Raw genomic sequence first — 21233 nt, forward strand, 5'->3', positions numbered from 1 at the left:
ATTATGAAAGTTATTTATCGCGTTCAATTATGAAGCTTGCCAGCGCTTGTAATACGCTTGTGTCATAGCCCTGGCCGGCGAGGATCTCCAGCGCCCCCAAAGCTTCCTGATAGAGCGCCTGCGCTTTTGTACGCGCGCCCTCTAGCCCTAACAGGGCAGGGTAGGTACTTTTGCCCAGCGCCTGATCGGCGCCCTGCGTTTTGCCCAGCACGGCGGTATCGCCGGTGACATCCAGAATGTCATCCTGCACCTGAAACGCCAGGCCGATAGCATCAGCATAGGTGTCCAGCAGCGGCAGCGCCAGGCGAGCCGGCTCGCCTGCAGCCAGCGCACCCAGACGCACGGCAAGACGGATCAGTGCGCCGGTTTTATGGCGATGGATCTGCTCAAGCTGCGCCAGATCGATCTGTCTGCCTTCGGCCGCTAAATCCAGCGCCTGGCCGCCGCACATACCGGCAACGCCGCTGGCCTGCGCCAGTTCAGAGATCATTCTCACGCGCGTTGCCGCGCTGACGCCCGGCATCGGTTCATCAGCCAGAATAGAGAAGGCCAGCGTTTGCAGCGCATCGCCCGCCAGAATGGCCGTATCTTCACCATAACGAATATGACAGGTAGGCTGTCCGCGGCGCAGCGCGTCATCATCCATCGCCGGCAGATCGTCATGGATCAGCGAATAGGCGTGGATACACTCTGTGGCGGCGGCAGGCGCATCAAGGCTGGCTGCGTCGGCGTTAAGCATTTCACCGGTGGCATAGACCAGAAAAGGACGCAGACGCTTACCTCCTAATAGTGCCCCATAATGCATGGCATTCACCAGCGGGGAACTCTGAAAAGGCAGTGGATCTATTAAACGTGTCAGCGCCTGATTTACGCGCTCATGATAGGTTTGCTGTAGCTGGACAAAATCCATTAGTCGTTATCCGGCGTAAAAGGGGTAAGGTCGGCCGTTTTATCATCGCTCAGCAGGATCTGTACGCGCTGTTCAGCCTGCTGCAGCGTCTGCTGACCGCTGCGCGCCAGCTGCACACCGCGCTCAAACTCATTCAGCGCCTCTTCCAGCGGCAGCTCGCCGCTTTCCAGCCGGCTCACAATCTGCTCCAGCTGCTGCAGGGCGGTTTCAAAACTCACGGGCGCTTCGGCTTTTTTCGGCATAATCAGTGTCGACTCACAGTTTGGGACATCTTCGTGCAATCGGTCATGGTAGCCGACGGGGAATAATAAGCAAAATGTTGAATGTGATTGCGGTAGCAGAAGCAGTCACGCAGTAAAGGTGGTATACTTTTGCGCCTCGGATGCGGACGCTCTCGCGATCCCCGCAATATTATGATCTTACCAGCTAAGTGCTGATGATTTTAGCACTTATTTGCCCAACGAAGCTGTGTCGCCATGAAGTTTATCATCAAGCTCTTCCCTGAAATCACCATCAAAAGTCAGTCGGTGCGGCTGCGCTTTATCAAAATTCTTACCGGCAATATCCGCAATACCCTGCGTTCTCTGAATGAGGATATCAAGGTGGTGCGCCACTGGGATCACATTGAAGTACGCGCCAAAAACGAAGCGCTGCGTGAAACCATAGTGGATGAGCTGACGCGTATTCCTGGTATCCACCACGTGCTCGCCGTTGAAGATCGTGCTTACACAGATATGCACGATATCTTTGAGCAGACGCTGGCGCTGAATCGTGAGCGCCTGGAAAATAAAAGCTTCAGCGTGCGCGTAAAACGTCGCGGCACCCACAGCTTCAGTTCACAGGATGTGGAACGCTATGTAGGCGGCGGCCTGAATCAGCATATCGCCAGCGCGCGCGTGCAGCTGAAGCAGCCGGATGAGACAGTTAATCTGGAGATTGAAGACGATCGTCTGCTGCTGATTACCGGTCGCTCTGAAGGGCTGGGCGGCTTTCCAATCGGCACGCAGGAAGATGTGATGTCGCTGATCTCCGGTGGCTTTGATTCCGGTGTCTCCAGTTACATGCTGATGCGACGCGGCTGCCGCGTGCACTACTGCTTCTTTAACCTTGGCGGCGCGGCACATGAGATTGGCGTGCGTCAGGTAGCACACTATCTGTGGAATCGTTTTGGCCGCTCACACCGCGTGCGCTTTGTCGCCATCAATTTTGAGCCGGTCGTCGGCGAGATTCTGGAAAACGTTGATGACGGGCAGATGGGCGTGGTGCTGAAGCGCATGATGGTTCGCGCTGCGTCAATGATTGCCGAGCGCTACGGTGTACAGGCGCTGGTGACCGGCGAAGCGCTGGGGCAGGTATCGAGCCAGACGCTGACCAACCTGCGCCTGATCGATAACGCATCCGATACGCTGATCCTGCGTCCGCTGATTTCACACGATAAAGAGCATATTATTAACGTGGCGCGGCAGATCGGTACGGAAGATTTCGCCCGCACCATGCCGGAATACTGCGGCGTTATCTCAAAGAGCCCGACGGTTAAAGCGGTGAAAGGCAAAATTGAAGCGGAAGAGCAGAATTTCAACTTCGATATTCTTCAGCGCGTGGTGCAGGAAGCGACTAATCTCGATATCCGCGAGATTGCTGAACAGACCGAAGAAGAAGTGGTGGAAGTAGAGACCGTGGACTCTTTTGGCACTAACGATGTGGTGCTCGATATCCGTGCCGCTGACGAGCAGGACGCTTCCCCGCTGGATCTCAGCGGCGTGGAGGTGAAGTCGCTGCCGTTCTATAAGCTCAGCACGCAGTTTGGCGATTTGGATCAGAACCGGACCTGGCTGCTTTATTGCGATCGTGGCGTGATGAGCAAACTGCAGGCGCTTTATCTGCACGAGCAGGGTTTTACAAACGTGAAAGTTTATCGCCCATAGCACGTCAGGGGCGCCACCGGGATTATCCGCCGGGATATCACCGGAATTTGTTGGGGCGCATTAATGCGCCCCCTACGTCTGGCTTCGTAGGGGCGCCATTAATGGCGCCCTGGTTTATGTGCGGCATCCGATTCGGCCCAGGGGCGCATTAATGCACCCCCTACGGTGATACCGGAATTAATTTCGCGCAACGGAATTCGCAGAGGCGCACTTTATTCGCGCTCGTCGAACTCCTGATAATTATAAATGCCTGCCGCCAGCACCAGCTGTGAGGCGACTTCGCGTGCGGTCTCTTTATCCTGCAGCAGATCCACCAGCTTTAATGCAAAATCAAACGCTGTACCCGGTCCCTGGCTGGTGAGCAGATTGACGCGCGGATCCCATACCACGCGGCGCTCCATCCATTTCGCATCCGGAATTGTCTCTTTCAGGCCCGGAAAGCCGGTCATATTCCCGACCGGAAAAAGATCGTGCGGCACCAGTACCGTGCCTGGCGCTGCGCAAATAGCCGCCACAATTTTGCCTGTCAGATGAAACTGGCGCACCGTTTCCACCAGCAGCGGGCTGTCGCGGAACGTCTCCGCACCTTTCAGACCACCGGGCAGAACAACGGCGTCAAAATCGTTATCTGCCACTTCTGCCAGAGGGGCATCAGCCAGCAGGCGCACGCCGCGCGAGCATATAATTTCCCGTGTGCCGTCACTCTCTGCGCTGGCGGTGGTGACAGTGATGCCGCCGCGCACCAGCACGTCGATGGTGGTGACCGCTTCGGTCTCTTCACTGCCATGAGCGAGGCATACCAGTACGGATGGGCTGGCGTTCATATTGTGACTCCTTACGTTTTACCAGATCATAAAGGCGGCTATTCTCCGGCAGCGTAATGCCCTGACTGCGCGCGCGGCGCAGCAGATAGCCGGTAATATAATCAATTTCAGTTTGTCGCTGCGTACGGATATCCTGCAGCATAGAAGAGACATTGGCGGCAGTCGTGTCGATAACGTCATAAATAATGGCGCGTAGCGTCTCTGCATCCATATGCTGTCCTTCACGCGTCAGCAGCAGCGCCAGCTCGTCGCACAGCGTATCGATCTGCTCCGGCCAGGCGCGCAGCGCGCCGTTCAGGCACTCATGCTCTACCGTTAGCGGATTGATAACGCAGTTCACCGCCAGCTTGCGCCAGCAGGCGGAAGCAATATCATCATGCCAGGCAACGTCAGGTAATGCCTGATGCAGCAGATCCGCGAGATGGCTCAACGGCGCGGCGTCACGGCTGACCGGTCCGATATGCGTGATGCCAGCCGCCACGTGGCGGATCACTGTCCCGTCATGCATCGCCGCATGGGTGGTGATGCCGCGCAGCAGCGGCTGCGTCAAATCGCGCAGCTCCTCCAGCGTTCCCATACCGTTATGCAGCAGCAAAACCGGCATGTCCGCGCGCAGCACGCTCTGAAGATTTTTAATTGCTGGCGAAACCTGTGGCGCTTTCAGGGTAACCAGCAACAGGTCGCTGCGCGCCAGAAACAGCGGATCGTTGGCGATAAAGGTGTGATTGCTCACTTCGCCCTGCAGATCGGTGACGTTAACGGAACAGTAGGGCTGCGGCACGCGCAGCCAGCCCTGTACGTCGTGACCCTGACGGGCCAGCGCAGTCAGCCAGACCTGCCCCAGCGCGCCGCAGCCCAGCACGGTAATTTTCATTCTGCCTCCTGCTGGCGGGGTATTTTCACATCACATACTCAGTATAGCTTTGAGCTGCCGCGTGTTTTATTAGCGCAGCAAGACGCGTATTATGCATGTCACTTTAGTATCAGGAGAAGAAAAGATGCCATCTTTCGATATCGTTTCCGAAGTCGAGCTGCAGGAAGTCCGCAACGCGGTAGAAAATACCAACCGTGAACTCTCAACCCGCTTCGACTTTCGTAACGTCACCGCCAGCGTTGAGCTGAATGAGAAGAACGAGACGATTAAAATCACCACCGAGTCCGATTTTCAGGTGAAGCAGATTGTCGATATTCTGCGTGAAAAGCTACTGAAGCGCGGTATTGAAAACGCTGCGATTGAGGTGCCGGAAGAGATTGAACACAGCGGTAAAAGCTGGAGCGTAGAAGCCAAACTGAAAAAAGGCATTGAAAGCGACGTTGCCAAAAAGCTGGTGAAGCTGATCAAAGACAGCAAGCTTAAGGTGCAGACGCAGATTCAGGGCGACGAACTGCGCGTGACCGGCAAATCGCGCGACGATCTGCAGGGCGCGATGGCGCTGGTGCGCGGTGGCAACCTCGGCCAGCCGTTCCAGTTCAAAAACTTCCGCGATTAATCCTCTCTGGCGCACGCCGTACCGCGATAGATCGACAGCGCACCATGCCGGATAGATCGCTGTAAAAAAAAGCCCGACGCAGTGGTCGGGCTTCAGATTCAGCAGCTGGCGAGCAGCGCCTCTATCTCAACGCGGCTCGTGACTTTGCTGTCGATTTTGATATACGCGCTTTTCTCTTCCGGCACGATAAATACGGATGCCACGCCAGGCTGAGCTTTCAGACGTTTTTCCAGATTCGGCACGGCCAGCACGGCGTCGCTCAGTACCAGCCGCAGGCTGCTGACGTAAGGCGGCTCCTGCATCGACATCGCAACAAACAGCCAGGCCGCAGCGATAATCGCTCCGATGAGAAATACCGTCTGCGCATCAATATGACCAAAAATCCAGCCGCCGAGGCTGCCGCCAATCGCCACTCCAAGAAACTGGCTGGTGGAGTAGATACCCATGGCGGTGCCCTTATAACCAGCCGGTGACTCTTTGCTGATCAGCGAGGGCAGAATGGCCTCCATTACGTTAAACGCGAGGAAAAAGAGCTGCACGCCAGCCACCAGCGTCCAGAAGTGGCCTTCTGCTCCCCAGAGAACGATTTCCGCAATGATAATCAGCGCCACGCAGCTGACAAAAACCCGCTTCATACGGCGCTTTACTTCGGCGTAGATAATGACCGGCACTACGGCGACAAAGGCAACCAGCATGGTCACCAGATAGATTTTCCAGTGCTCAGCTGCCGGGAGGCCTGCCAGTTCAAACTGGCCGGGCAGGGCGACAAAGCTCGACATCAGCAGCACGTGCAGACAGAGAATGCCGATATTAAGCTTCAGCAGTCTGGGATTGGCCAGCACGGCGCGAATGCTGCCTTTTACCATCCCGGACTCGCGGTTAAGCACGTGACCGCGCGCATTCGGCACGACCAGCAGCGTGATAACGATACCCAGCGTTGCCAGCAGCGCAATCATCCAGAACAGCGCATGCAGCCCCAGTGCGTGCGTGACAATGGGTCCGGCCACCATGGCAATCGCAAAGGTCACGCCAAAACTGATACCGATAAATGCCATCGCTTTAGTGCGGTTCTGCTCACGGGTGAGATCGGACAGCAGCGCCATTACGGCTGCGGCAATAGCGCCGGAGCCTTGTAAGGCGCGACCAAGAATAATGCCCCAGATTGAGGTTGTCGTGGCGGCGATCACGCTGCCAAGGACAAACAGCAGCAGGCCGCCGACAATCAGCGGCTTGCGTCCGATACGATCGGAAAGCAGCCCGAAGGGGATCTGAAAAATGGCCTGTGCCAGACCATAAATACCAATTGCCAGACCAATCAGGGTTTCGCTGGCACCCTGCAACGCCATGCCGTAAGTAGTAAGTACCGGCAGAACCATAAACATTCCGAGCATACGCAGGGAAAAAACGGTACCTAAACCCCATGTAGCGCGCAGCTCTACCGGCGTCATTTTATTGTCGTTCATTCCAACCTCTGTAAGTGTCTGCCTGTCATGCACCATGCTGCAGCAGCCAGTAACACCCTGTTGCTGCAAATCGATTTATTTCGGGCATTTAGCACCCATTTTAGGGAGCAGGGGAGGGCGGGTAAAACATTTGTTTTTAAGCAGTGGTAACAAAAAGAAAGGGCGCGAAAATCGCGCCCTTTCTCAGAGTGACGGTGCCCGCTTACCAGACGTAAGTGAGCAGGTCTTTGGATGCGGGAGCCATGAAGTCAACTGACATCATGACGCTCAGCGCGGTGATGGCGATGATAGAGAACACAAACAGTTTACGCGCCCAGACTTTATCGTTTGAGGTTTTGTAACCTGAGAGTGCCATACCCAGCCACCAGACGCTGACCGCCGCAGCCACGATCAGATATTTGTAGCCCGCATAACCACCCAGTGAGAGCATCAGCGTGGCAATCATAAACGCCAGAATGTAGAGCGTAATATGATTTTTCGCCACAGAGATGCCTTTCACCACCGGCAGAACCGGAATGTTGGCGGCCTGGTAATCTTTAAAGCGGAAGATGGCAATCGCGTAGGAGTGCGGCATCTGCCACAGGCTAAAGATAGCCAGTAAAATTAATGCGCCAGCATCAAACTCATTGGTGACTGCGCAGTAGCCAATTACCGGTGGCGCAGCACCGGAGAGGCTGCCGATCAGCGTTCCGTAGACCGAATGACGCTTCATATAGAGGCTGTAAACGCCAACATAGACCACGAAGCCCATGACCGCCAGCCACATGGCCAGCGGGTTGGCGCCGAAATACAGCAACGCAAAGCCAGCAATACCCAACGCAGTGGCATAAACCAGGCTTACTTTCGCCGAGATCAGGCCTTTGACCAGAACCCGGTTCCGCGTTCTCTCCATTTTGATGTCGATATCGCGGTCAATCACATTGTTGAATACACAACCCGATGCGACCACCAGCGATACGCCAGCCAGCGCGGTGAGAAACAGGGGATAATCGATGCTGCCTTTAGAGGCCAGCAGAAATCCACCGATGACAGAAATTAAATTTCCGAAAATAATTCCTGGTTTTGTTACTTGCAGGTATTGCTTAATCATTACGCGTGACTCTTTAGTGGGCCATCATGTTGTAGTTGAGGTTCCACATAATCCACAGTGAACCGATCACAACAATCAGAATGATGATTGCTGAGAAGACAATGGCCACCATGTTCCAGCCACCCTCTGATTTGCTGTCCAGATGCAGGAAGTAGACCAGGTGCACCAGCACCTGAACCACTGCACACACCAGAACCACACCCAGGATGGTGCCGTGTGAGGCACTGCCATCCATTACCATCCAGAACGGGATCGCCGTCAGGATGATAGAGAGGATGAAGCCGATCATGTAAGACTTCACGCTACCGTGTGATGCACCATGTTCGTTTACAGAATGACTCATTACATGGCCCCCATCAGATAGACAACGGTGAATACGCAGATCCACACCACATCCAGGAAGTGCCAGAACAGGCTCAGGCACATGATACGGGTACGGTTGCTCTCAGTCAGACCACGTTTAGCGATCTGGAACATCAGAACCGCCATCCAGATCAGACCAGAGGTAACGTGCAGACCGTGCGTACCAACCAGAGTAAAGAAGCCAGAAAGGAAGCCACTACGGTTTGGACCGAAGCCTTCCGCAATCAGGTGATGGAATTCATAGATTTCCATCCCGATAAATCCGGCACCGAACAGGAAGGTCAGGGCCAGCCAGCCAATGACCGAACCTTTGTTCTGGTTGTTCATCGCAATCACTGCCATTCCATAAGTAATGGAGCTCAGCAGCAGCAGCGCGGTTTCAACCAGCACAAACGGCAGTTCGAAAATATCTTTACCTGCCGGGCCACCGGCAGTGTTGTTGACCATTACTGCATAGGTCGCAAACAGCGTTGCGAAGATAATGCAGTCACTCATCAGGTAGATCCAGAAGCCAAAGACTTTATTGGCTCCTGCATCGTGATGCCCATGCTCCGCATGGGCGTCGTGGTGGTGTTTTACGGTTTGAGTCGACATTATTTCAGACCTGCTTTGCTGATGTCATCAAAGTGCTTCTTCTCGATCTGCTCGATTTCAGCAACCGGAACGTAGTAATCCACGTCCTCATCGAAGCTCTTCACAATCCAGGTCACGATAGTGCCCAGGAAAGTGAGACCCGCCAGCCACCAGATATGCCAGATCATGGCGAAACCGAAGACTGTTACGAATGCAGCGATAACAATGGCCGCGCCGCTGTTTTTCGGCATATGAATTTCTTCATATTTTTCTGGCTGCTTGTACGCTTCGCCTTTCTCTTTCATTTCCCAGAACGCATCACGCTCGTGGATATGAGGGATAACAGCAAAGTTGTAGAACGGTGGTGGTGAAGAGGTTGCCCACTCCAGCGTACGACCGCCCCACGGGTCACCAGTCAGATCGCGGTTCTGATCGCGGTCACGTACCGATACCCAGAACTGAACCAGCTGGCACAGAATACCGCAGGCAATCAGCGCCGCACCGCCAGCTGCAACAACCAGCAGCGAGTGGAACTGTGGATCGATATCCTGGCTCAGACGACGGGTCATACCCATGAAGCCCAGTGCGTACAGCGGCATAAAGGCAACAAAGAAGCCGATGATCCAGAACCAGAAAGCGCGTTTACCCCAGGTTTCGTTCAGCGTGAAGCCAAATGCTTTCGGGAACCAGTAAGTCACACCGGCCATGCAACCGAAGACAACACCACCGATAATAACGTTATGGAAGTGTGCAATCAGGAACAGGCTGTTGTGCAGGACAAAGTCTGCGCCCGGTACGGCCAGCAGTACGCCGGTCATACCACCGACTGAGAAGGTCACCAGGAAGCCGATGGTCCACAGCATCGCTGAGTTAAACTCAATACGACCCTGATACATGGTGAACAGCCAGTTAAAGATTTTCACCCCGGTCGGAATCGCGATGATCATCGTCATGATACCGAAGAAGGCGTTAACGTTAGCGCCCGCACCCATGGTGAAGAAGTGGTGCAGCCAGACGATGAACGACAGTACGGTAATGGCGATGGTTGCCCACACCAGTGAGGTGTAACCAAACAGACGCTTTTTCGAGAACGTCGCGGTAACTTCAGAGAAGACACCAAAGACCGGCAGAACGAGGATGTACACTTCCGGGTGACCCCAGACCCAGATAAGGTTGACGTACATCATCATGTTACCGCCCATATCATTAGTAAAGAAATGGAAGCCGAGGTAACGATCAAGCGTCAACAGTGCCAGCGTCACGGTCAGAACCGGGAACGCAGCGATGATCAGGACGTTGGTGCAGAGTGATGCCCAGGTAAAGACCGGCATTTTGAACAGGTCCATGCCCGGCGCACGCATCTTCAGAATGGTCACGAAGAAGTTGATACCGGTCAGCGTGGTCCCGATCCCTGAGAGCTGGAGACTCCAGATCCAGTAGTCGACCCCGACGCCAGGACTATACTCCGCGCCAGAAAGCGGCGGATAAGCCAGCCAGCCAGTCTGTGCGAACTCGCCTACACCCAGAGAGATGTTCACCAGGATCACACCGACCGCGGTAAACCAGAAGCTCAGGTTGTTCAGGAACGGGAACGCAACGTCACGGGCACCGATTTGCAGCGGAACCGCGATGTTCATCAGACCTACAACGAATGGCATTGCCACGAAGAAGATCATAATCACGCCGTGAGCAGTGAAGATCTGATCGTAGTGGTGCGGAGGCAGAATGCCCGCCTCACCGGCAGAAGCCATAACCTGTTGGGTACGCATCATTACTGCATCGGCAAAGCCGCGCAGCAGCATGACGAATGCCATGATGATATACATGATACCCAGTTTTTTGTGGTCAACGGAGGTAAGCCATTCTGACCACAGATACTTCCACTTACCAAAATAGGTGAGGGCGGCAACCAGCGCCAGACCACCAATGATGATAGCGGCGACCGTAACCATGATAATAGGCTCATGGTACGGCACTGCATCCAGTGTTAATTTTCCGAACATCGTATTATTCCCCGGTTCCCGCAGCAGCGGCGTGATTCATGTCCATGCCTTCGTGTGACATGTCCATTTTCCCGTGGCTCATCTTGAACTTATCAATAATCTGCTTGAAAAGTTCAGGATTCGCAGTTGAGAAATATTCCACCGGATGATTCTCACTTGGCGAAGCCAGTTTCTCAAACTCATCCATGGTGGTCAGCGTGTTAGGTGCCGCTTTAACTTTGGCAACCCACTGCTGGAATTCCGCATCATCTTTAGTTGCAATGGCCTTGAACTTCATGCCAGAGAAACCGCGACCACTGAAGTTTGATGAGATACCGTCAAACGTTCCTGGCTCATTGGCGATCAGGTGCAGTTTGGTCTGCATGCCCGCCATGGCGTAGATCTGGCTGCCGAGCGTAGGAATGAAGAACGAGTTCATCACGGAGTTAGAGGTGATTTTGAAGTTAACTGGCGTATTTGCCGGGAAGGCAATCTGGTTAACGGTGGCAATACCCTGTTCCGGGTAAATGAACAGCCATTTCCAGTCCAGTGCAACCACATCGATCTCAACAGGCTTAACGTCAGAGACCAGCGGTTTAGCCGGCTCCAGCGCATGCGTTGATTTCCAGGTCAGCACGCCGAGGAAGATGATGATCAGGATCGGAATGGTCCAGACCACGGCTTCCACTTTGTTAGAGTGTGACCAGTTAGGGCTGTACTTCGCTTCGGTATTGGTCGCCCGATATTTCCAGGCAAACACAACAGCCATTAAGACTGCCGGAATAACGACAATCATCATCAAGCCAAAGGCTGTCAGAATCAGTGAACGTTGCTCCATTGCAATCTGTCCCTTGGGATTTAACAACGCACTATCGCAGCCGCTGAGTAATACAGCGCCTGCGATTAATGACAAAATCCCCAAACATTTATTGTATTTCATGAGTCTCATTTAACGACCTCAATGACAAGGGCTCTATTGTCGTTTAAGTGTGCGCGCATTTTACGGTAAGGTTTATGCAGTGTAAACCAGCTTAAGGATGTGTCAGAAGGGTGTTGACACCTTTTGCTAAGGGAGTCACAGATGTTACGCAGAGTGACAAATTATTAACCGCGACAAGCAGTTGGCGGCAATATAACAAAAAGCAATGACAGAAACCGCAGAAAAAACAGGGAAAGCATAAACCGTACTTTTAATGCTCACTTATTTAACAATTATGCATCATTTGAGCGATAATTTTTCCACAAACTGATTGCTCACCGGATTTAAATATCGCCCGATGTTGTTAAATTAATGTTTTTATTTCGCGATGAAAAAAATGCTATTTGCGCTAATTCGCAGGTGCTATTTTTAAACAAAATAAATAGCGCCTGCAAATAGTGTCTGGCTATCGCTCAGCGAGCCGGTGGGTTTTCCTCAGAGCCAGACAGTCGAGTACCACGCCCAGCATAACGGCCAGAACGGCAATGCCGATGCCCGCCTCAAACAGTGGCGTCAGCAGCGCAGTCAGCGATTCTGCGCCTGCAGCTGTTAGCGCCAGCGTCAGCAGCCAGCAGCTCAGTAACGCGCAGCCTGCGGTGAACAGGCGGACAATCCAGCGATAGCCCACAGGCCAGCTGGTACGCGGAATAAACGTGCCGCTCTGCTGCATCTGAAGAAGCGTGGTGCGGCTAAGCCACAGCAGCAGCAGTCCCGGTAGCGCAGCCACAACGGTAAACGCATAGAAAGCTGACCAGCCCCATAGCTCAACCAGCCAGCCGGCGGCCGGACCCACATAAACGCGGCCAACAGCAGCCAGCGCTGAGAGCAGAGCGAACTGGGTGGCAGAGAACGCTTTATTACACATGGTCATCAGCAGCGCCACAAAGGCTGCTGTTCCCATGCCACCACACAGATTTTCAATAAACACCGCGCTGGCCATGCTCCAGAGGTGGGGCGGGGTAACCGCCAGCAGCCAGTAAGCGGCGTTCGATACGGCCTGCAGAATGCCAAACAGCATCAGAGCGCGAAACAGGCTCAGACGCTGCATCAGCACGCCGCCATAGAGTGCGCCGATAATCGTCGCCAGCAGCCCCAGCGTTTTATTCACCAGGCCAACATCGCCCGCGCTGAAGCCGACGCCGCGGATAAGAAAGGTTGTTGTCAGCGACGCCGCGAAGGCATCTCCCAGCTTATAAAGGATGATCAGGGTGATAAGCAGCCAGGCATTGTTACGCTGAAAAAAATCCGCCAGAGGAAACGTAACGGCCTGGCGCAGCGTATGCGGCTCGCGTTTAGCTGCAGCGGGCTCGCGAGCCAGCAGCGTGGCAATCAGCCCCGGGATCATTAGCAGCGCCATCAGCCAGTAGGTTGCGCGCCAGCCCAGATAGCGATCGGCAAGCCAGAGTGCCAGCCCGCCGGAGATAAGCATCGCCAGGCGATAGCCCAGCACCGTAATCGCTGCGCCGCTGCCGCGCTCTTCCGGCGGCAGGATATCCGTTTTCCACGCATCAAAAACGATATCCTGAGAGGCGGAACAGAATGCGACCAGCACGGCGATGGCCGCCAGCAGCGTTAAATCCTGAGCCGGATGCATAAAACCGAGCGCGACAATGCCGGCAATCAGCGCCAGCTGAGTCAGCAGTAGCCAGCCCCGGCGACGTCCCAGAAACGGCGGCGTATAGCGGTCCATCACCGGCGACCAGAGAAATTTGAAAACGTAAGCCTGTCCTACCAGAGAAAAGAAGCCAATAGTTTTGAGGTCGACATTCTCTACGGTCATCCATGCCTGCAGCGTGCCCGCAGTCAGCGCCAGCGGCAAGCCGGAAGCAAAGCCAAGCAGCAGCAGTACCGCCGCGTTACGTTGGGTAAATATTCGCAGATAGTGAGAGGTCATAGCCAGCCTGAGGTAGTGCCCGGCACAGACGGCCGGGCAGATGACAGCGGAGCGGTTAGCGTGCGTTCTGTTTAATAAAGTTGTTTACACTGGTGTCCTGCGCCATATCGGCGATCACATCGCTCAGCGTCGCATTCACAGCGTTGGTGATCTTGTCATTGGTGGCATTGAAAGCGCCTTCAATGCTGTAGGTCTGACGGTAGTTTTTCACCTGCTTATTGCCGTTTTTCGCCGTGGCAATAATAGAGATATCCGCTTTCGTGGTGATGCTGTAGCGCACGTTACCCTGCGTGACGTCAGCGTAGAGGCCATTCACCACAATCTGCAGATCCACTGCGCCGTTCGGACCAATCATATATCCGCGGGAGGTCATCTGCTTCTCCAGCACTTCCTGCAGCAGAAAACGCAGGTCGCGTGATGGCGTCAGCGTAACCAGCTGTCCATCGCGGTTAACCTTTGCCAGCGCCTGATCGCTGCGCTGATCGGCACCGTTTACGCTGACGGTAACGCCCATCAGGCTCGGATCCTGTTGTGGCAGCTGGATCTTTGGCTGAATGTTCAGGGTTGTACTGTTGCTGGCACAGCCGGCTAAAACAAAAGCAGCCAGCAGAGGGAATAACAGTTTTTTCAACATACTCATTCTCATTAGCGTTAGGTTGGGAGATAAATCCGGCGTCATCATAGCATTGCAGCGAGGTGAAAAAAGCCCCAGCCACCGGGAAATTGATTGTAAAGGCTTTTTTCAGCCCGGAGGAAAACCCGCAGGTTGACCCGCCCGGATTGCCGGTTATGATGCGCTGCAGAGCGGGAATATTTTCTGATTTTTACCGGGCAGTAATGCAAAACCTACTAATATTTAAACAGATGGGGCACAGCGCTCGCCGGAGAGGGTGTAAACAATGATTCGCGAACAAATAGAAGAAAAGCTGCGCAACGCTTTCACACCTGCACACCTCGAAGTGCATGATGAAAGCTATCGTCATAACGTGCCTGCCGGTTCTGAAAGTCACTTTAAAGTGGTGATTGTCAGCGATCACTTTACCGGCCAGCGCTTTTTACAGCGGCATCGCGCCATCTATGGCGAACTGTCTGCGGAACTGGCAGGCAGCGTACACGCGCTGGCGCTGCATACTTACACGCAAAAAGAGTGGCACGGGCTGCAGGATACTGTTCTGGCTTCGCCTAACTGCCGGGGTGCCGGTACGCTTGCCTGATGCTGGCATCTTCAACCTTTCCTGAAACGGCCTGCGGGCCGTTTTTTCGTTTCTCAGACGCTAAACGCGATCTGCGGCGCAAAAAAGCAGCAAAGTCGTTAAAAAGTGGTGAGTTTGCAGCCTCGACTCATTCCGGCGATGCCGCTATAATGCGGCGTCTATTTTTCCGGAATGTCTTCGGGACGCTTCTGGTGACAGGGATGTGGTTCTGCCCGCAGAGGCCGTCCCGGTTATTGGATACGGCGCATTAATTGTGTGGTGTCTGAAGTTGACCGAGCACGTGATTTTTTGAGGTAACAAAATGACAGTTTCAGTAGAAACCACCCAGGGTCTGGGCCGCCGCATTTCGATTACTATTCCAGCTGACAGCATTGACGCTGCAGTTAAGAAAGAACTGATTGAAGTGGCTAAGAAAGTCCGTATCGATGGTTTCCGTAAAGGTAAAGTGCCATCGCATATCATCAATCAGCGCTACGGCGCCTCTGTTCGCCAGGATGTGCTGGGCGAGCTGATGACGCGTAACTTTGTTGACGCCATCATCAAAGAGAAAATCAATCCAGCAGGCGCGCCTGACTACGTGCCGGGTGAGTATAAAGAAGGCGAAGACTTTACCTATGCGGTTGAGTTTGAAGTCTACCCGGAAGTGGAATTACAGGGTCTGGACGCAATCGAAGTTGAAAAACCGGTTGTTGAAGTGACCGATGCAGACGTTGACGCGATGCTGGATACCCTGCAGAAGCAGCAGGCTACCTGGAAAGAGACTGACGCAGCGGCTACCGCTGAAGATCGCGCTACCATCGATTTCAACGGTTCTGTTGATGGCGAAGAGTTTGAAGGCGGTAAAGCGTCTGACTTCGTACTGGCGATGGGTCAGGGTCGTATGATCCCTGGTTTTGAAGAAGGCATCACCGGTAAGAAAGCGGGTGACACCTTTACTATCGACGTTAAATTCCCGGACGATTACCACGCAGAAAACCTGAAAGGGAAAGATGCGAAGTTTGATATCGTTCTGAAGAAAGTTGAAACCCGTGAACTGCCAGAACTGACCGCTGATTTCATCAAACGTTTCGGCGTAGAAGATGGTTCAGTTGATGGCCTGCGTGCAGAAGTGCGTAAAAACATGGAGCGCGAGCTCAAAGGCGCTATCCGCAACCGCGTGAAGTCTCAGGTTCTGGATGGTCTGGTTGAAGCGAACAACATCGACGTGCCAGCCGCTCTGATTGATGGCGAAATCGACGTGCTGCGTCGTCAGGCTGCTCAGCGCTTTGGTGGCAATGAGAAGCAGGCGCTGGAACTGCCACGTGAGCTGTTCGAAGAGCAGGCAAAACGTCGCGTTGTTGTAGGTCTGCTGCTGGGCGAAGTGATCCGCATCAACGAGCTGAAAGCGGATGAAGATCGCGTTAAGACGCTGATCGAAGAGATGGCTTCTGCGTATGAAGATCCGCAGGAAGTTATCGAGTTCTACAGCAAGAACAGCGAGCTGATGAACAACATGCGCAACGTTGCGCTGGAAGAGCAGGCGGTCGAGGCTCTGCTGGCGAAAGCCAAAGTCGCCGACAAAGCGACCTCTTTCCAGGAGCTGATGAACCAGACCTCTGCGGCCTGATTAATCACTTAACGGAATGTGCTCAGCCCGCGACCTCCTGTCGCGGGCTTTTTTATATTTATGATAAAAACCCCCTTCCTGCACTGCTATTTGACTAATTAAGCGGCAAATTATCCGTTATGCTCTTTTTCCAGGTTAGCGAATAGAGAAAAGGTTGTTATGCTTGAAACAACCGGGCAGCATCCCCAGATAGAGGAAGAATGCGAGAGAACCGTGAGGCTGGCTGATTAACCGTCCTGAAATGTCGGAACGAGGCGGCTGTGCATAGTTTTCGCAGCGCGTCTCACGTAGAATCGGTACAGAATGTTGCCAATGAAATTTATCAGGAGACGGTAATGTCATACAGTGGCGATCGTGAATTTACTGCACCAACTAATGCGCTGGTGCCAATGGTGGTCGAACAAACCTCGCGCGGCGAGCGTTCTTACGACATCTATTCCCGCCTGCTTAAAGAGCGCGTTATCTTTCTGACCGGTCAGGTTGAAGATCACATGGCGAACCTGATTGTGGCGCAGATGCTGTTTCTGGAAGCAGAGAATCCGGAAAAAGATATCTATCTCTACATCAACTCACCGGGTGGCGTGATTACGGCTGGTATGTCGATCTACGACACCATGAAATTCATTAAGCCGGACGTCAGCACCATCTGTATGGGCCAGGCGTGCTCAATGGGCGCGTTTTTGCTGACGGCAGGAACCAAAGGTAAACGCTTCTGCCTGCCTAACTCCCGCGTGATGATTCACCAGCCGCTGGGCGGCTATCAGGGACAGGCAACGGATATTGAAATTCACGCGCGTGAAATTCTGAAAGTAAAACAGCGCATGAATGAGCTGATGGCTGAGCATACCGGCAAATCGCTGGAGCAGATTGAGCGCGATACCGAACGCGATCGTTTCCTCTCTGCCAGCGAAGCGGTAGAGTATGGCCTGGTTGACTCTATACTGACACACCGTCAATAAGACGCACCTGCCTGGCCCTTACGCTATAGTTAACGGGGGGCAGGCAGATGAGTTGCATGCATACCGGCCGTTGTTGTACGGCCAGTGCCGTACACCAGAGTAGGTCTGAGAACGAAAAGAGGTTAGCTGATGACAGATAAGCGCAAAGACGGTTCAGGTAAGTTGCTGTACTGCTCTTTCTGCGGCAAAAGCCAGCATGAAGTCCGTAAGCTGATTGCCGGGCCGTCAGTCTATATTTGCGACGAATGTGTCGATTTATGTAATGACATCATTCGTGAAGAGATCAAAGAGGTTGCGCCCCATCGCGAGCGTAGCGCTCTGCCAACGCCACATGAAATTCGTCACCATCTCGATGACTATGTTATTGGTCAGGAAAAGGCGAAAAAAGTGCTGGCGGTTGCCGTTTACAACCACTACAAACGTCTGCGCAATGGCGATACCAGCAACGGTATTGAGCTGGGCAAAAGTAACATCCTGCTGATCGGCCCAACCGGTAGCGGTAAGACACTGCTGGCAGAGACGCTGGCGCGCCTGCTGGATGTGCCTTTTACCATGGCGGACGCCACTACGCTGACCGAAGCGGGCTACGTGGGCGAAGATGTAGAAAACATCATCCAGAAGCTGCTGCAGAAGTGCGACTATGATGTGCAGAAGGCGCAGCGCGGTATCGTCTACATCGATGAGATCGATAAAATCTCCCGTAAGTCTGATAACCCTTCTATTACGCGTGATGTGTCAGGCGAAGGCGTACAGCAGGCCCTGCTGAAGCTGATCGAAGGCACCGTTGCCGCTGTCCCGCCTCAGGGTGGCCGCAAACATCCGCAGCAGGAGTTCCTGCAGGTTGATACATCGAAAATCCTGTTTATCTGCGGCGGCGCATTTGCCGGCCTTGATAAGGTGATTTCGCAGCGTGTAGAAACCGGATCGGGTATCGGCTTTGGCGCGACAGTAAAAGGCAAATCGCAAAAAGCCAGCGAAGGCGAACTGCTGTCACAGGTAGAACCGGAAGATTTGATCAAATTTGGTCTGATTCCGGAATTTATCGGTCGTCTGCCAGTGGTTGCCACGCTGAACGAGCTGAGCGAAGAAGCCCTGATTCAGATCCTGCGCGAGCCGAAAAATGCGCTCACCAAGCAGTATCAGGCGCTGTTTAACCTGGAAGGCGTTGAGCTGGAGTTCCGCGACGAAGCGCTGACGGCTATCGCTAAAAAGGCGATGTCGCGTAAAACCGGTGCGCGCGGTCTGCGTTCTATCGTTGAGGCGGCGCTGCTGGAAACCATGTATGACCTGCCTTCAATGGAAGATGTCGAGAAAGTGGTTATCGATGATTCGGTGATTGATGGCGAGTCCGATCCAATGCTGATTTATGGTAAGCATGAAGCACAAGCTTCTGGCGAATAAATAAGCAGCCAAATCACGTTGTTATCTTAAAAAAGGGGAATTTTATTCCCCTTTTACTTTTCTCACCGCTGTGACATTGAATGTCGGACAAGCATCCCCATATACTCATAATCCTGTGGGTTTAACTGCATACAGCCTGTATTACGCGGTACCCATCACCTGGCGGACATTAAACTAAGAGAGAGCTCTATGAATCCTGAGCGTTCTGAACGCATTGAAATCCCCGTGTTGCCGCTGCGCGACGTGGTGGTTTATCCGCACATGGTAATTCCGTTGTTTGTTGGTCGGGAAAAATCGATTCGTTGCCTGGAAGCAGCAATGGATCATGACAAGAAGATCATGCTGGTTGCCCAGAAAGAGGCTTCAACGGATGAACCTGGAATTAACGATCTCTTTGCCGTAGGGACAGTGGCGTCCGTACTGCAGATGCTGAAGCTGCCTGATGGCACGGTTAAGGTGCTGGTGGAGGGCCTGCAGCGTGCCCGCATTACCACGCTATCTGACAATGGCGATCACTTTGTCGCTCAGGCTGAATATCTGACTTCGCCAGAAATTGAAGAGCGCGAGCAGGAAGTGCTGGTGCGCACCGCGATTAATCAGTTTGAAGGCTATATCAAGCTGAACAAAAAGATCCCGCCTGAAGTGCTGACGTCGCTGAACAGCATTGATGACGCGGCGCGCCTGGCCGATACCGTGGCGGCGCATATGCCCCTTAAGCTGGCGGATAAACAGTCCGTGCTGGAGATGTCCGACGTTAACGAGCGTCTGGAATATCTGATGGCGATGATGGAATCGGAAATCGACCTGCTGCAGGTTGAAAAACGTATTCGCAATCGCGTCAAAAAGCAGATGGAAAAAAGCCAGCGCGAATATTATCTGAACGAACAGATGAAGGCGATTCAGAAAGAGCTGGGCGAGATGGATGATGCGCCAGACGAGTATGAAGCTCTGAAGCGTAAAATCGACGCGGCTAAAATGCCGGCTGAAGCGCGTGAAAAAGCGGAAGCTGAGCTGCAGAAGCTGAAGATGATGTCGCCGATGTCGGCGGAAGCGACAGTGGTACGCGGCTATATCGACTGGATGGTGCAGGTTCCATGGAACGCGCGCAGTAAGGTGAAGAAAGATCTGCGCAAAGCGCAGGAGACGCTTGATACCGATCACTTTGGTCTTGAGCGCGTCAAAGATCGCATCCTTGAGTATCTTGCGGTGCAGAGTCGCGTCAGCAAAATCAAAGGCCCAATCCTCTGTCTGGTTGGCCCGCCGGGTGTGGGTAAAACCTCTCTGGGACAGTCGATTGCGAAAGCGACCGGACGTAAATATGTGCGTATGGCGCTGGGCGGCGTACGCGATGAAGCAGAAATTCGCGGACATCGTCGTACCTATATCGGTTCAATGCCGGGCAAGCTGATCCAGAAAATGGCAAAAGTCGGGGTGAAAAACCCGCTGTTCCTGCTGGATGAGATTGATAAAATGTCGTCTGATATGCGCGGCGATCCCGCTTCGGCGCTGCTGGAAGTGCTGGATCCGGAACAGAACATCGCGTTTAACGATCACTACCTGGAAGTCGACTACGATCTGTCTGACGTGATGTTTGTCGCGACCTCCAACTCCATGAATATTCCGGCACCGCTGCTGGATCGTATGGAAGTGATCCGCCTGTCGGGCTATACCGAAGATGAAAAACTCAATATTGCGAAGCAGCATCTGCTGCCAAAACAGATTGAGCGCAATGCGCTGAAAGAGAAAGAGATCAGCGTTGACGATAGCGCAATCATCGGCATCATCCGCTATTACACGCGTGAAGCAGGCGTGCGTAGCCTGGAACGTGAGCTCTCTAAGTTATGCCGTAAAGCGGTCAAAGCGCTGCTGATGGATAAAACTCAGAAGAGCATCACAATTAATGGCGACAACCTGAAAGATTTCCTTGGCGTACAGCGTTTTGATTACGGTCGCGCTGACAGCGAAAACCGCGTAGGACAGGTGACCGGCCTGGCGTGGACAGAAGTGGGCGGCGATCTGCTGACCATCGAAACCGCGTGTGTGCCAGGTAAAGGCAAGCTGACCTATACCGGTTCTCTCGGCGAGGTTATGCAGGAGTCGATTCAGGCTGCATTAACCGTGGTTCGCGCCCGGGCAGAAAAACTGGGTATTAACGGCGACTTCTACGAGAAGCGCGATATCCACGTGCACGTGCCGGAAGGAGCTACGCCGAAGGATGGTCCGAGTGCCGGTATTGCGATGTGTACGGCGCTGGTCTCCTGTCTGACCGGTAACCCGGTCCGTTCCGATGTGGCGATGACCGGCGAGATCACGCTGCGCGGTCAGGTACTGCCTATCGGCGGTCTGAAAGAGAAACTGCTGGCAGCACACCGTGGCGGGATTAAAACTGTACTGATCCCGGATGAAAACAAGCGCGATCTGGAAGAGATCCCGGCAAACGTGATTGCTGACCTCAGCATTCATCCGGTTAAACGCATTGAAGAGGTGCTGAATCTGGCCCTGGAAAATGCGCCATCCGGTATGCAGGTTGTGACGGCAAAATAGCGCTGAGCAGTAAACG

At 53.6% G+C, this 21233-nt stretch carries 19 protein-coding genes; 7 read left to right on the plus strand and 12 right to left on the minus strand.

All coding sequences use genetic code 11. From position 1 onward, the window contains the following. Positions 1 to 10: 10 nt before the first annotated feature. Both ispA and xseB read right to left on the minus strand, forming a co-directional pair. Complete coding sequence (ispA, locus tag HA43_RS09060) at positions 11 to 910, minus strand: (2E,6E)-farnesyl diphosphate synthase (RefSeq protein WP_039382971.1); 900 nt, start codon at positions 908 to 910, stop codon at positions 11 to 13. Further along, positions 910 to 1152, minus strand: a complete 243-nt coding sequence (xseB, locus tag HA43_RS09065; RefSeq protein WP_039382972.1) for an exodeoxyribonuclease VII small subunit — start codon at positions 1150 to 1152, stop codon at positions 910 to 912. The genes ispA and xseB overlap by 1 nt, the downstream gene beginning before the upstream one ends. A 234-nt stretch (positions 1153 to 1386) precedes the next feature. Here xseB and thiI point away from each other — a divergent pair, with 234 nt between their 5' ends. Continuing rightward, entirely contained in the window at positions 1387 to 2835 is a 1449-nt protein-coding gene (gene thiI, locus HA43_RS09070; RefSeq protein ID WP_094111497.1) for a tRNA uracil 4-sulfurtransferase ThiI, read from the plus strand. Between the two features lie 212 nt (positions 2836 to 3047). On the opposite strand, the gene yajL is transcribed toward thiI, so the two are convergent. Together yajL and panE are read right to left on the minus strand one after the other, a co-directional pair. Beyond that, entirely contained in the window at positions 3048 to 3659 is a 612-nt protein-coding gene (gene yajL, locus HA43_RS09075; protein WP_039382974.1) for a protein deglycase YajL, read from the minus strand. Continuing rightward, positions 3613 to 4533, minus strand: coding sequence for a 2-dehydropantoate 2-reductase (gene panE, locus HA43_RS09080; protein WP_039382975.1), 921 nt, complete (start codon positions 4531 to 4533; stop codon positions 3613 to 3615). Before panE ends, yajL begins: the two co-directional genes overlap by 47 nt. A 124-nt stretch (positions 4534 to 4657) precedes the next feature. Between panE and HA43_RS09085 the strand changes: the two genes are divergently transcribed. Further along, positions 4658 to 5149, plus strand: coding sequence for a YajQ family cyclic di-GMP-binding protein (locus tag HA43_RS09085; RefSeq protein ID WP_039382976.1), 492 nt, complete (start codon positions 4658 to 4660; stop codon positions 5147 to 5149). Positions 5150 to 5247: 98 nt separating this feature from the next. Here HA43_RS09085 and HA43_RS09090 read toward each other — a convergent pair whose 3' ends face one another. The 8 genes from HA43_RS09090 to HA43_RS09125 form a co-directional block, all read right to left on the minus strand. After that, positions 5248 to 6612, minus strand: a complete 1365-nt coding sequence (locus HA43_RS09090; RefSeq protein ID WP_094111498.1) for an MFS transporter — start codon at positions 6610 to 6612, stop codon at positions 5248 to 5250. Between the two features lie 202 nt (positions 6613 to 6814). Continuing rightward, positions 6815 to 7702 (minus strand): heme o synthase, encoded by an 888-nt coding sequence (gene cyoE, locus HA43_RS09095; protein WP_039382978.1) that lies wholly within the window; start codon positions 7700 to 7702, stop codon positions 6815 to 6817. 13 nt (positions 7703 to 7715) lie between these two features. Next, the gene (locus tag HA43_RS09100; protein WP_039382979.1) at positions 7716 to 8045 is read right to left on the minus strand and encodes a cytochrome o ubiquinol oxidase subunit IV; all 330 of its coding nucleotides are present in this window, start codon (positions 8043 to 8045) and stop codon (positions 7716 to 7718) included. Next, positions 8045 to 8659, minus strand: coding sequence for a cytochrome o ubiquinol oxidase subunit III (locus tag HA43_RS09105; protein ID WP_039382980.1), 615 nt, complete (start codon positions 8657 to 8659; stop codon positions 8045 to 8047). Before HA43_RS09105 ends, HA43_RS09100 begins: the two co-directional genes overlap by 1 nt. Further along, positions 8659 to 10641: a cytochrome o ubiquinol oxidase subunit I gene (gene cyoB, locus HA43_RS09110; protein ID WP_039382981.1), complete on the minus strand. Its 1983-nt coding sequence runs from the start codon at positions 10639 to 10641 to the stop codon at positions 8659 to 8661. The genes HA43_RS09105 and cyoB overlap by 1 nt, the downstream gene beginning before the upstream one ends. A gap of 4 nt (positions 10642 to 10645) precedes the next feature. Beyond that, positions 10646 to 11569, minus strand: a complete 924-nt coding sequence (gene cyoA, locus HA43_RS09115) for a cytochrome o ubiquinol oxidase subunit II (protein ID WP_039382982.1) — start codon at positions 11567 to 11569, stop codon at positions 10646 to 10648. 436 nt (positions 11570 to 12005) lie between these two features. Continuing rightward, positions 12006 to 13493, minus strand: coding sequence for a muropeptide MFS transporter AmpG (gene ampG / locus HA43_RS09120; RefSeq protein WP_094111499.1), 1488 nt, complete (start codon positions 13491 to 13493; stop codon positions 12006 to 12008). A gap of 55 nt (positions 13494 to 13548) precedes the next feature. Next, on the minus strand, positions 13549 to 14127 hold the full coding sequence (locus HA43_RS09125; protein WP_039382984.1) for a lipoprotein: 579 nt from the start codon (positions 14125 to 14127) through the stop codon (positions 13549 to 13551). Between the two features lie 265 nt (positions 14128 to 14392). Here HA43_RS09125 and bolA point away from each other — a divergent pair, with 265 nt between their 5' ends. The 5 genes from bolA to lon all read left to right on the plus strand — a co-directional run bounded on the left by bolA (position 14393) and on the right by lon (position 21217). Further along, complete coding sequence (gene bolA / locus HA43_RS09130; protein WP_039382985.1) at positions 14393 to 14707, plus strand: transcriptional regulator BolA; 315 nt, start codon at positions 14393 to 14395, stop codon at positions 14705 to 14707. Positions 14708 to 15008: 301 nt separating this feature from the next. Next, positions 15009 to 16313 (plus strand): trigger factor, encoded by a 1305-nt coding sequence (gene tig, locus HA43_RS09135; RefSeq protein ID WP_094111500.1) that lies wholly within the window; start codon positions 15009 to 15011, stop codon positions 16311 to 16313. Positions 16314 to 16648: 335 nt separating this feature from the next. Next, the gene (gene clpP / locus HA43_RS09140; RefSeq protein WP_010616837.1) at positions 16649 to 17272 is read left to right on the plus strand and encodes an ATP-dependent Clp endopeptidase proteolytic subunit ClpP; all 624 of its coding nucleotides are present in this window, start codon (positions 16649 to 16651) and stop codon (positions 17270 to 17272) included. A gap of 129 nt (positions 17273 to 17401) precedes the next feature. Continuing rightward, complete coding sequence (gene clpX, locus HA43_RS09145; protein WP_039382987.1) at positions 17402 to 18673, plus strand: ATP-dependent protease ATP-binding subunit ClpX; 1272 nt, start codon at positions 17402 to 17404, stop codon at positions 18671 to 18673. Between the two features lie 189 nt (positions 18674 to 18862). Beyond that, entirely contained in the window at positions 18863 to 21217 is a 2355-nt protein-coding gene (lon, locus tag HA43_RS09150) for an endopeptidase La (RefSeq protein WP_039382988.1), read from the plus strand. The last annotated feature ends 16 nt before the right edge of the window (positions 21218 to 21233 follow it).

The organism is Pantoea eucrina (genome assembly GCF_002095385.1).
Lineage (GTDB): Bacteria > Pseudomonadota > Gammaproteobacteria > Enterobacterales > Enterobacteriaceae > Pantoea > Pantoea eucrina.